We start from the raw sequence: 13,424 nt of genomic DNA on the forward strand, positions 1-13,424 counted from the left end.
GATGGAAACTCCTGTTATTTTTATTATCTATAATCGTCCTCAAACCACGGCACGAGTATTTGAGGTAATCCGGCAGGTCAAGCCGCGCCAATTATTGGTGATTGCGGACGGCCCCCGGAGCGATCGCCCGTCGGACTGGCAACGCTGTCAGGCGACGCGAAAAATAGTCGAACGGGTGGATTGGAACTGCGAAATTTTGAGGAATTATTCAGCCGAAAATTTGGGATGTCGGCGACGGATTTCGGGCGGTTTAAATTGGGCATTTGAACGGGTAGAATCGGCGCTAATTTTGGAAGATGACTGCATCCCGGATCTGACGTTTTTTCCCTTTTGCGAGGAACTGTTAAAGCGGTACGATCGCGAACCGAAAGTTATGGCAATCTCCGGAGATAATTTCCAATTCGGACGGCGATACACGGCGGATAGTTATTACTTTTCTCGCTACCCCCACTGCTGGGGTTGGGCGACTTGGCGTCGTGCTTGGCAACAGTACGACGATCGCATGAGTTCCTGGCCGCAACTCAGGGACAGTCAGTGGCTAGAAACGCTTTTTTCCGACCCCGAAGCGGTTAAATATTGGTCGGATATTTTTGAAAATAATTATCGGGGTTTTAACTCCTGGGCTTATGTTTGGACATTGACCTGCTGGAGTCGCAACGGTTTGACGATTTTACCCGCCGTCAATTTAATTTCTAATATTGGGTTTGATCGGGGTGCCACTCATACATCGAGTCCGAGCCCATTTGCCAATATGGAAACCAAATCGATGGTGTTTCCGATGGTTCACCCACATCAGATATCAGCACACCTTAAAGCTGATGAATTTACAGAAAAAATAATGTTTTCTGGTAAACATAATCCGAGGCTAATTACTCTAAAAAATACGACGCGGTGTAAGGTTTGCGGATCTACCTCTGAATTCTTTGATAGCGCCCAAATTTTAAACAAATATGATGTCGATTATTTTCAATGTGTCAACTGCGGTTTTATTCAAACTGAAGATCCCTATTGGTTGACCGAGGCTTATTCGGAACCTATCGCGGGTAGTGACGTGGGATTGGTTGCCCGCAATATGGAATTTTCCCAAATCGCAGAAAACTTGATTTTAAAACTGTTCAATCGGCGCGGAAAATTTCTCGATTACGGTTGCGGTTACGGTTTGTTTGTCCGATTAATGCGAGAATCTGGATTCGATTTTTATGGGCGCGATCGCTACTGCAAAAATCTATTTTACCAAGGCTTTGAAGGGGGTAAAAATATCGGAGAAAAATACGATTTAGTCACGGCCTTTGAAGTGGTGGAGCATTTGGCAGATCCTCTGAATGAAATTGAAGAAATTCTCGGATTTTCCCGCCACCTTTTTTTCAGTACAAAGCTGCTACCGAATCACAATCCCAAGCCCCGAGATTGGTGGTATTATGCCCTGTCGGAGGGACAGCATATTTCCATTTACACGGAGAAGGCGTTGTCCATTATAGCCCATCGGTTTAACCTCAACTTTTATACCTATGGGGACTCCCTACATTTGCTGACGGAAAAAGAGGTCGATCCGAGTCTATTCGCTCAACTGTGCCAGATCAAAGTCGGAAAAAAGCCCGGACAACTCACCGAAGCGGAGTATTTAAAGGAAATTGAAATTGCGAAAAATGCTGCCGGAAGCCGATGTCCTTTAAAAGTGATAGTTGACGGCGTTTTCTTTCAATTAAATAATACGGGAATTGCCAGGGTTTGGCGGTCGCTCTTTTCGGCGTGGGTTGAAGACGGTTTTGCTGACAACATTCTGGTTTTAGACCGGGGGGGAACTGCACCTCAGATCCCCGGAATTCGATATCGAGTGATTCCTCAATACGATTATCGTAACACGGAGGGCGATCGGCAAATGTTGCAGCGAGTTTGCGACGAAGAGAAAGCCGATCTGTTGATCTCAACTTATTATACGACTCCGGTTTCTACGCCATCTGTTTTTATGGCTTACGATATGATTCCAGAGGTCTTCGGACAAAATTTAAACTGTCGGGAATGGCGAGAAAAACATGAGGGAATTCGGCGGGCGGTTTCTTACATTGCAATATCGGAAAATACGGCTCGCGATTTGATTCGATTTTTTCCAAAAATTTTGCCCGATGCCGTGACGATCGCCCATTGTGGAGTCGAAAGCCAATTTTCTCCGGCTAGCGATGAAGAGAATGCCAATTTTAAGTTAAAGTACGGTATTTCAAAACCCTATTTTTTAATCGTCGGCGAAAGGATCGGTTGGCAAAGTGCCAAAAACACAATTTTATTTTTTCAAGCTTTTTCGCGTTTGTCAAATAGCCGAGATTTAGAAATTGTCTGCGTCGGTGGGAAGCCGACACTGGAACCGGAATTAGGGCAATATGTTTCTGAAAGTAACCTGAAAATTTTAAAATTGAGTGACGCGGAACTAAAGCCGGCATATTCCGGCGCGATCGCCTTGGTTTATCCGTCAAAATATGAAGGATTTGGAATGCCGATTGTAGAGGCAATGGCTTGCGGGTGTGCGGTGATTACCTGTCCCAACAGTTCTCTTTTAGAAGTAGCTGGGGAGGCGGCTATTTATGTCAGCGATCGCGACATCGACAGTCTTGTAAAGGCTTTGATAGACGTGCAAAAAGCCGACATTCGACAACAACTTATCGAGGTAGGTTTGGAGCGATCGCAAAAATTTTCTTGGTCTAAAATGGCGAAAATAGTTGGCAACGCCTTAAAAAAAGAGGTAGATAAAATAAAATCAAAATCTCAGTCATCTCCCCGAGTTTCCGCTATTATTTCTACCTATAACTCCGCTAATTTTCTAAGGGGATGTTTGCAGGATTTAATTAGTCAAACATTATACCATAAACAGCAGCTAGAAATTATTGTTATTGATAGTAACTCCGAGGAAAATGAGAAACAAATAGTTTCAGAGTTTCAAGCTAAATATACCCAAATTATCTACCATCGCACCGAACACCGAGAAACCCTTTATGCCGCATGGAATCGAGCCATAGAACTCGCCAAAGGGGAATATATAACTAATGCTAACACTGATGATAGACACCGTTTTGATGCTTTAGAATTAATGGCTAATTATTTAGACCAGCATTCTGATGTAGCCGTAGTATATGGCGATCAACTTATCACCCACAACCCCAACGAAACCTTTGAGAATACCCAAGCTAACCAACGCTGGAACTGGCCAGAGTTTAGTTATCAAGAATTAGAACGCCGCTGCTGTCTCGGTTCTCAACCTATGTGGCGGAAATCTCTCCATCAAAAATATGGCAATTTTAACCCAGAATTTAAAGTAGCGGGAGATTATGAGTTTTGGCTGAGAATTGGTAAAACTGAAAATATCGCTAAAATACCAGAAATTTTGGGGTTATATTTTCAGAACGATCGCGGTTTAGAAAATGCCGATCGCACTGCTGAATTGGAACTCAATCAAATTTTAAATCAATATGGTATTACTCAGCGAGTTATCCAGCGTCAAACTTCTATACCCGTTTCTTACAGTCATGGTCTGAACTCAGACGAACCCCTGGTTTCTATAATCATCCCTTGCTATAACCAGGGTCAATATTTGGATGAAGCGATCGCCAGTGTTGTGGCTCAAACTTATTCTAATTGGGAATGTTGGATCATCAATGATGGTAGTCAAGATCAGACAAGTTCCGTAGTTAAACGGTGGCTGGAAAAATATGGCGATCGTCAATTGAACTTAATAGAAACCCCAAATAGAGGAGTTGTCAGCGCCAGAAATCTGGGATTTTCCAAAAGTCGGGGAGAATTGATTTTATGTGTAGACGCAGATGATAAAATTCATCCCGAATTTATAGCAGAAGCCTGTCAAATTTTGTCTAAATATCCTCAAGTTGGCTTTGTCTATAGCGACATTCAACACTTTGGGGAAAATCACGAAACCGTCAGCCATGGAGATTTTGACCTGCGCTCATTCTTGCAGCAAAATCAAGCACCAGTAACCTCTTTATTTAGAGCCGAAATTTATCGGAACATCGGAGGCTTTAAAACCGTCATGGAGGCGGGATGGGAAGATTGGGAATTTTGGATTTCCGCTTGTGAAATTGGATGGTTGGGATACCGTTTACCGAAACCCTATCTTTTCTACCGTCAGCATTCTTCTGGTTCGCGACTACAAACCTTCAGCAGCGATCGCACAACTTTAGCTATCCAGAAAGCTAGAATTATTCAACTACACCCAAAATTGTATAATGTTGATGCGTTCATTTGGTCTTATAATATTCTGAGTCAATTGGAATCTGTCGGTAACCCAGTATCTCCAATGAAATCCCCTAAATTTCCATCCATTCCTCCGGTTTCTAACTCCATAAATCGTCCTCTGTGGTCGATTATGATTCCCACTTATAACGGCGATACCTATTTGGAAGAAACCCTCAATAGTATTTTAGAACAGGATCTAGATCCGCAGACTACCGAAATCGAAGTTGTTGACGACTGTTCCACCGCCGGAGACACAGAAGCGATCGTCAAAACTGTGGGTCGAGGTCGCGTTAAATTTTACCGCCAACCCCACAACTTGGGATTAGTTGAAAACTGGAATGCTTGCATTAATAGGAGTCGCGGTCATTGGGTGCATATTCTGCACCAAGATGACCGAGTATTACCAGGATTTTACCGCCAGATTCAACAGGTTTTTGAGGCTTTCCCCGAAGTCGGTGCTGTGTTCTGTCGCCATTATTATATTGACAACAGCGGCAAGTTTAAATTACTCTCTAATTTAGAACAGGAAAACCCCGGTATTTTGAATAATTGGCTGGAACGAATTGCCGTCCGCCAGGAAATTCAATTTCCCTCTATTGTCGTCCGACGCAGCGTTTACGAACACCTGGGGGGGTTTTATCCTCCGGTGGGTTATGCTGCGGACTGGGAAATGTGGAAACGCATCGCCAGTTACTACCCTGTTGGTTATCAACCAACCCCCTTGGCTTGCTGGCGAATGCACAGTTTGTCAGCAAGTAGTCGCTCTATTAAACAAGCAAAAGATATGGCTGATATGCAACATTCAATTGAAATTTCTGCCGAGTATTTACCACCAGATAAAACGGCACATCTTTCCCGTCAAGCTCAAGAAAATTATAGTTTATACGCGCTGCAAACTGCCCGAAAATTTTTAGAATCAGGTCAAGCCACTGAGGCGATCGCACAAATTAAAGCTGGATTGAAGTTGAGCCAATCTCCCCAAGTAAGAGATGGGGTAATCGCACTATTTATAGAATCTGAAGTTGATGCAGTTCAAGATACCCAAAAACTGGCAAGAGAGGTCGATTTAGCTGTTCAAAAATACCAAAATAATCCCCAGGACTCCGACGGTTTAAATAAATTGCGATCGCTCCGTCATCACCTAGCAGAATTATGGTTAAAATTAGAAACCGAACAACTCCCCAAGGCTTATCAGGAGAATTTAGGTCAAGCACATAAGTCGCTACTAAACTCTGGTATCAAAAACGAGATTTTCCGTGATGATGAACGCCTGTATTTTCAGGAAATTAAATCCTATTTGAGTCAAGGATTTAAGCAGCCGAAAACTTTTCAGTATTTACTCGCTGGGATGTTATATGGTCGTGCCGATCAGCTAATGCTTACCTTTGAGGAGTCTTTGATTCCCACTTGGCTGGCTGAGGACTATTTTAGATTTTTATTTGATGTTCCCCCCCTATTCCAAGAAATTGGAGACGCAGATAATTACTCCCGCTATCGGATACGGTTATTAGATTTTGTTCGGGAACGTCTCCAGCAGCAGCCAGACTATCCCCTATGGCAAAAGTTAACAACTATGTTGCTAGAAAGGGGTAATTTTATCCCGAACTATTTCGCGGATTTTAACTTAAAACCTCTGTTTTGTAGTCGCGCTGAGTTGTTTCATCTATTCCTACAAAGCCGCGATTTTCAGTTGGATTACTCCTTCCCAGAACCTCCGAGCGATCGCCAAAAAATTCGCCTAGGAATTCTTAACGACCATCTCAACCCCCAAACCGAAACTTACTTAACATTACCAGCTTTTGAATATCTCAATCGGGAACAATTCGAGATTATTTTATATGTTACCCAAGCCAACAATCATCCCCTAGAGCAATACTGTAGATCCCGCGCTGACCGTTTAGTTAGACTACCTGATGATAAGTTGGAACAAGCAGCCACTATTCGCGCTGATAACCTCGATATTTTGCTATTCGGAACTAATGTAACCGCCATTACTAAACCCGTCACCTTGTTAGCATTACACCGACTGGCGCGAGTACAAGCTACCCTATTTTCATCACCTGTTACTACCGGAATGAGATATATTGATTATTATATTTCTGGTCATCTTTCCGAGGGTGCAGAGGCTCCTAATTTCTATCGAGAAAATTTAGCGGTTCTCAACGGAACTGGCTTTTGTTTTAACTATTATGCGATCGCACCTCAACCCGCCACCGTTAAGCCTCACCGCAGCCAATGGGGAGCCAATGACCAAACAATTGTCTTTATGTCCGGCGCAAATTTCTATAAAATTATCCCAGAACAAGGGGAAACCTGGGTGAAAATTCTGGCTCAAGTTCCTAATTCGATTTTAGTGCTTTATCCCTTTGCTCCTAGTTGGAGTAATAACTATGCTAGTTCACAATTTATCCGCCGAATGCACGCCACCTTGAGCAAATACGGAGTTGCAGAAAAACGCTTAGTTTTGATTAAAACTCTCCCCAGTCGTACCGACGTTAAAGCCTGTTTAGAACAGGGGGATATTTATTTAGACTCCTACCCCCATTCTGGCTCAAACTCCTTAGTAGATCCCCTAGAAGTGGGATTACCTGTAGTAGTTAGAGACGGAGATACTTTGCGTTCTAAACATGGTGCCGCTATGATGCGATCGCTTGGTATTCCTGATTTAATTACCGACGATGAATCATCCTATATTAGTTTGGCTGTTACCCTCGCAAATACCCCTGAATTGCTACAGTTAAAACGCCAAGCCATTCAACAGAAAATGGCGGCTAATCCTGAATTTTTGGATAGTCGCGCCTATGGTGCGAAAATGGGAGCTTTGTTAACTCAAATCTTCCAAAATTACCAATCCAAACATCAAGTTATAGATTTAGATAATCCCCAAAAACAACAGCGGTTTTTATCCGAATTGGTGGATCAAGTTAATCTCTATGAACTTGACCCCACTAATACTATGGTGGTAAATAAATTACACACAATCCGTCGTGGTATGGTAGAATACTGGTTAAGACAACCAGCAGAGCAATTAGAAACTCTTTATCAACAACAGATAGGTAAAGGTTATCAAATTTTGCTCAATAGAGGCTTAAAAAAAGAACCCCTCAATGATGAGGAAAAAGCATTAGTTAACCATTGGACTAAGACTGCTATGGGACTGACTGAACCCCATGCAATTAATTGTTTGATGGCGGTGATGTTGTATTCTCAACCTGGTAAAATGTTGGTACGAGATGCGGTTAATCGTTTACCCGCTTGGTTGCTTCCTGATTATCAGCGGGTGTTTGAAAATGCCGATGCGATCGCTCAAATTAAACAAACCTTAGCTACCACTAAAACCCAGTCAACTCCTGTTAATTCTCCCCAGGTAACACCAACTGTCACTGCTGTAGATGTCTCAACTTTTGTGAATCGATTAATTGGGTGTGTCAAGTTATTTAAGATCGACCCCACAGATACTAATATCACCGTAGAATTGCGACAACTGCGGTGGCAATTTGCACAGTTTTGGCTGAATTTACCTGAACACAAGTTAGAGGAGATGTATCAGAGTCCCCTCGGTGATGGCTATCGGAGTTTGTTAAATAGTCGCCTGCAAAATGAAATGTTAACCCAACATGAATGGGATTTTCTACAACAAGTAGGAACCTATCTCCGACAAGGTTTAGATACACCGCGATCGCTTAATTATCTCATAGCGGCTATGCTATATTATCGGCCGGAACAACTGCAAATTCAAGACCTATCTCGCCTTCCTAGTTATCTGCAACGGGATTATCAAAATTGGCAAAATCCCTTGAGTAGTTGATTTTAATAGTTGATGATAACTGTCGCACCCCAGTCTATTTGTAAACGAGATTTGGCGCTATCTCCGTTAGCCGCAATTTCTATCCAACCGTGGGAACCAATGAGGGTTAAAAGATGACCTGGTTGCACTTCTCCATAGGTTGTATGGCTGCTAATTTTAGGACTTGGGGTGCATTCAGGAAAGCTAACATTCCAGGATTTATCTGCTACCATATCTCCCGGAATATTAGTAATTAAATTCCCAAAGTGATCGATATATTGAATACTGCCTTTAATGCTGGTTTCTGTGATTTCCAAGTTCGGCATTGACAGGGACATGAGGGTATCAGAATTGATCACAGTACCTAAATCCCGAATTGGCACACCAGAGGCGAGGTAAGCAGCCACAGGACTCAAGATATCTCGACCATGAAAAGTAGTGCTGGGTTGGGAATTTCTCCAGTATTGATGATTAGTTAATTCTACTGCTGTAATTACACCATACTGCTTAATTAAACCCCCGAATAAGCCGTTATCAGGTCCGACAACATATCCGTTAGGAAGTTGTAGTGCGATCGCCTTTCGTTCAGTTCCCACCCCCGGATCGACTACCGCCATGTGAACAGTACCTTGGGGAAAGTAGGGGTAAGCATTCATCAAACAAAACCTCGCCGCCATAAGATTTTGAGGCGGAATTTCATGGGTTAAGTCAATGACAGTTAGGTGGGGGTTAATTTGGGATAATACCCCTTTCATTACTCCCACATAAACATCACTTAAACCAAAGTCTGTTAATAGTGTAATTATACCAGATACAGACATATTTAGCACTCCTAGTCTCGGAATATTTAGGGTTTCTTGGGCTTGATACTTATGGTAGTATTTAGGACTATTCTTAGGTGGCGGCTTGTCTGGATTTTTATTAGGTAGTTCAGTTTAAACCCGTTGACCAATAAGGAGAAAAATAATCTGTGGGTGGAGATGGTTTATTCTCCAGTGTCATTTTCACAGATTTAGCGATCGCTTTGGCTAACAAAGGTGGTACAGCATTACCAATTTGATTAAACTGAGAATTTTCTGAACCCACCAACTCAAACCAATCGGGAAAACTTTGTAATCTCGCAGCTTCCCTAACTGTTAAACGTCTCCGGCGGCCATCTGGTAATAACAATCGCAACATATCACTGGTTGCGCCTGATAGGTTTCTACAGGTCAGAGTTCGGCAAGGAATATCAAGGTAAATATCCCTAGGTTTAACACATTTAGATTTTGCTTCATATCTGCCAATATATTCTAGCATACTAGGCGTGAGAAATTTTGCCCCTATAGGAATGGTAGAAGCCGTATCATAAATAGCATCTCCAGCCGTATAAGGCATAGCTAAGGTTTCAGCTTCTGGCCAATGCCATGCTGTTTGATAAGCCACAACAAACAGGCGTTCTCGTTTTTGTGGAACACCATAATTAACAGCATTGATAAGTTTGATGTCAACCCGATAATTCAGTCTCTCAAGTTCGGCAACTATTTTCTCTAAATACTGACGATTTTTATAAAGCATTCCTCGCACATTTTCAAAGATTGCTATTGCTGGCTGATATCGTTCGATCGCATCTAGAAAAATCGGAAAGCCATCCCTAGAGTCTCTAGGACCTTTTTGTAATCCACCTACACTAAACGGTTGACAGGGAGGACCTCCTATAATCACATCAGGATGATTGCATAAATCTTGACCAATTTCTAAAGTTTGACAATAACATATATCCTGAAGATTACGAGTATACGTGGCGGCAGCATCCGCTAACATCTCATAACCGATTGTTTCAAAGCCTGCGGCTTTAAATCCTAGAGAAAAACCACCACAACCCGCAAATAAATCAAGAACAACTAACTGAGATTGTATATCTTCATTCAGTTTTAATTCTTGGTTTAAATATTCCCAATAACTCAGTCTGTTTGACATGGTATTTTTCGATTATTTACTGCCTATTCAAAACTTGTTTAAAGCCAACTCAACCTAAGCTGACTTGAAATACTCATCGATATGTTGAATAATGCGTGAGGCGGCGTGACCGTCTCCAAAGGGGTTAATAGCGGTTGCCATTTTTTGGTAAGCCTCTGGGTCCCCCAGGAGTTCGCTAGTGGCTCTGAGGATATCTTGAGGGTCAGTTCCTATTAGTTTAGCCGTTCCAGCCGCGATCGCTTCTGGACGTTCCGTAGTTTTGCGTAACACTAACACAGGCTTCCCTAAACTCGGTGCTTCTTCCTGGAGGCCACCGGAGTCCGTCAGCACTAAATAAGCATCAGCGATCGCTGCTACCAGTTGACTATAATCTAGGGGTTCCGTGAGAATTACCCGGGGATGTCCTCCTAGCATTGTCTGTAGGGGTTCCCTCACCGTCGGGTTACGGTGTAGGGGTAGCAGTATCATTGTGTCAGCATACTGATCAAGAGTTTTTAAAAATCCTTCCGCAATTCCCTCTAGGGGTTCTCCCCAATTTTCTCGACGGTGAACTGTCGCTAAAATTAGTCGATGTTTTTCTAAGTTGAGATTGGGAATATCTAATTTTGGTTGGGTTTTCGCCACAGATAATAAAGCATCAATCACTGTATTTCCTGTTTGATAAATTTCCCCGACTACCCCAGATTTTCTCAGGTTTTCAACCGCTTTCTCCGTAGGTGCAAAGTGTAATTTAGTTAGTTGAGAAATTAGACGGCGGTTCGCTTCTTCAGGATAGGGATTAAATAGGTCATCAGTTCGGAGTCCTGCCTCGACATGGCCAATAGGAATTTTTTGATAAAAGGCCGCTAAAGCCGCAGCAAAGGCTGTTGTAGTATCCCCCTGGACTAAAACCATATCAGGTTTGATTTGCTCAAAAATATTTCCTAACCCTTGTAAGCTACGATAGGTAATGTCCGTCAGGGTTTGCTGGTGCTGCATGATTTCCAGATTGCGATCGGCCTTGATCTCGAAAAGCTGCATCACTTGCTGGACCATCTCCCGATGTTGACCTGTTAAAATCACTCGGGTTTCATAATTACAATTTTGTTGAAACTTTTGGACTAGTGGGGCCATCTTAATCGCTTCTGGTCTCGTGCCAAATACTATACCAATTCGATACTTTGATGTTGACATTTCTGATTAAATAGAGTTACAATAAAAGTATAAACCAATACAAAAAAATATCAAGTCCCGTTATAAAATTCAAGTGACTAATATAGGCTATGCCCCTAACAATGCTTGATCCCCAATGCTTAAATCAACCCTTAGCCTCAATTCTTATCACTGGATTCTCCCCCCATAACCTAGAACTTTATCGGTGTATAACCGGGAGCTATGTTGATATACAAATTTTTTCGACAATGTTTAATCATCCGTGATATTTTAGCATAAAATTGTTGAGATTGTCGTACAGGCAAGCACAGAATTTGGATTAAATATCATAGTAAAATGTTCCGAATGACAATTTCATCTAATGGCTTATGATCAACGTCAAAATGAGTGATTTTAGTCGTTTCCATGAACAAGACAACTTAGACTCTGAACACCATTATCATTTTGATGGTAACTTGCACCGATTGGCAACAGCAATTGAACAAGAGAGAAAAAGATTTGCGGGGCTATCTGAACCTACGCCTGTGCTAATCTGGGCTTGTAATGCGGAAGGATCGTATACATTTTTTAATGAAGACTGGTTAGAGTTTACTGGACGTTCCTTAGAAATGGAACGGGGAGAGGGCTGGTTCCGGGGGGTACATCCTGAAGATCGCCAAAATTGTTTAATCACCTATTGGCAAGCATTCGGCGATCGCAAACCCTTCCAACAGGAATATCGGCTGCGAAGGTTTGATCATCAGTATCGTTGGATATTTAATACCGGAGTTCCCCAATGGACAGCTAACGGTAAGTTTCTAGGTTATACAGGTTCTGCCATTGATATCAATATCGTAGTCTGTTTGAAAATGCGATCGAGGGTATTTTTCAGACCACCTGGGACGGTCACTATATTAATGTGAATCCAGCCTTAGCCAAAATCTATGGCTACGATTCACCCCAGGCTCTGATGACCCAACTGACCGACATTAGCCACCAGTTGTATGTTGATCCCGGTCGTCGCGCTGAGTTTATTAGCCAATTGCAGGAGTCCGATTCCATTACTAATTTTGAATCTCAGGTCTATCGTGCTGATCATCAGATTATTTGGATTTCTGAGAAAGCTAGGGCTGTCCGGGACGGCTTAGGACAACTACTCTATTATGAGGGTATGGTTGAGGATATTACTGAACGCAAGCAGGCTGAAGAAAATCTCCAACAGCAAGCCGAACGTCAACGGTTGATGCTTGTCATTACTCAACGCATTCGGCGATCGCTCAAATTGGATAAAATTTTACAGACTACTGTTAGTCAGGTTCGAGAGTTTCTCAATACTGACCGAGTCGTGATTTACCGATTTCACGATGATGGTAATGGCGTGATGGTATTCGAATCAGTCGCCCCGGGGTGGAAGTCTGTAGTCGGAACTATTGTTACTGAAGATTGCTGGACTCCCCACTATCTCGCTGGGTTCAGCCAGGGTCAAGTCCAAGCTATGGCCGATCTATCCACTCAAGACTTCAGCCAGTGCGATATTCGTTTGTTATCAGAGTTTCAAGTACAGGCTAATTTGGTCGTTCCCATTTTGACCCGAAGGCGCAGTGATACTTCTGCCGAGTTGGGGTTTGTCGCTTCTGAACCTTATAATCGCCTCTGGGGGTTGCTCATGGTCCAGCATTGTTCTGGTCCCCGTCAATGGGAGTCAACTGCAGTCGATTTTATTAAGCAGTTAGCCGTACAGTTGGGAATTGCCATTCAACAAGCTGAACTTTATCAACAGCTTGAACGCCTGGCTACTCTTGATGGCTTAACTCAGGTTCCTAATCGCCGACAGTTTGATACCTATTTGATCACCGAGTGGCGCAGGTGTATCCGCGAATTTACCCCCATATCCTTAATTTTGTGTGATGTTGACTTTTTTAAGCACTACAATGACACTTATGGACACCAAGAGGGCGATCGCTGTTTACAAGAGGTAGCCCAGGCTTTGACTCGCTCCATTAGACGACCTGGTGATTTGGTCGCTCGCTATGGCGGCGAGGAGTTTGCTATAATTCTTCCCAATACTGATGCTGAGGGTATGTGTAATGTGGCTGGCACAATTCGTGAGCAAATCCTACAATTACAGAGAATTCATGAAACCTCCCCTATTAGTGAATATATTAGTGTCAGTATGGGCGGCGTGAGTGTTTTGCCGAATAGCAATATGCAGCTTGAACATCTCATTTCTATGGCTGATACTGCTTTATATCAAGCTAAGGCTCAAGGACGCGATCGCTTTGTTATGCACACTATGTCCTAGACTTTT

At 42.7% G+C, this 13,424-nt stretch carries 6 protein-coding genes; 3 read left to right on the top strand and 3 right to left on the bottom strand.

Features of this window, described 5'->3' with window-relative positions:
• Position 1 precedes the first annotated feature (1 nt).
• Positions 2-8,047, top strand: a complete 8,046-nt coding sequence (locus tag HFV01_RS02295) for a glycosyltransferase (RefSeq protein WP_193520797.1) — start codon at positions 2-4, stop codon at positions 8,045-8,047.
• Positions 8,048-8,049: 2 nt separating this feature from the next.
• Here the strand turns inward: HFV01_RS02295 and HFV01_RS02300 are convergent, their stop codons facing one another.
• The 3 genes from HFV01_RS02300 to wecB all read right to left on the bottom strand — a co-directional run bounded on the left by HFV01_RS02300 (position 8,050) and on the right by wecB (position 11,158).
• Positions 8,050-8,847, bottom strand: coding sequence for an SAM hydrolase/SAM-dependent halogenase family protein (locus HFV01_RS02300; protein WP_008055013.1), 798 nt, complete (start codon positions 8,845-8,847; stop codon positions 8,050-8,052).
• 109 nt (positions 8,848-8,956) lie between these two features.
• Positions 8,957-9,985 (bottom strand): DNA cytosine methyltransferase, encoded by a 1,029-nt coding sequence (locus HFV01_RS02305; protein ID WP_006623495.1) that lies wholly within the window; start codon positions 9,983-9,985, stop codon positions 8,957-8,959.
• A 54-nt stretch (positions 9,986-10,039) separates the two neighbouring features.
• A complete protein-coding gene (gene wecB, locus HFV01_RS02310) occupies positions 10,040-11,158 on the bottom strand; it encodes a non-hydrolyzing UDP-N-acetylglucosamine 2-epimerase (protein ID WP_008055011.1) in 1,119 nt (372 codons plus the stop codon).
• A gap of 362 nt (positions 11,159-11,520) precedes the next feature.
• Here wecB and HFV01_RS30035 point away from each other — a divergent pair, with 362 nt between their 5' ends.
• On the top strand, positions 11,521-12,039 hold the full coding sequence (locus HFV01_RS30035; RefSeq protein WP_318286106.1) for a PAS domain-containing protein: 519 nt from the start codon (positions 11,521-11,523) through the stop codon (positions 12,037-12,039).
• Positions 12,000-13,418 carry a diguanylate cyclase domain-containing protein gene (locus HFV01_RS02315; RefSeq protein ID WP_318286272.1) on the top strand — a complete coding sequence of 473 codons (1,419 nt, stop codon included), beginning with the start codon at positions 12,000-12,002 and terminating at the stop codon, positions 13,416-13,418. The genes HFV01_RS30035 and HFV01_RS02315 overlap by 40 nt, the downstream gene beginning before the upstream one ends.
• Positions 13,419-13,424: the final 6 nt, after the last annotated feature.

Source organism: Limnospira fusiformis SAG 85.79 (assembly GCF_012516315.1).
GTDB lineage: Bacteria > Cyanobacteriota > Cyanobacteriia > Cyanobacteriales > Microcoleaceae > Limnospira > Limnospira fusiformis.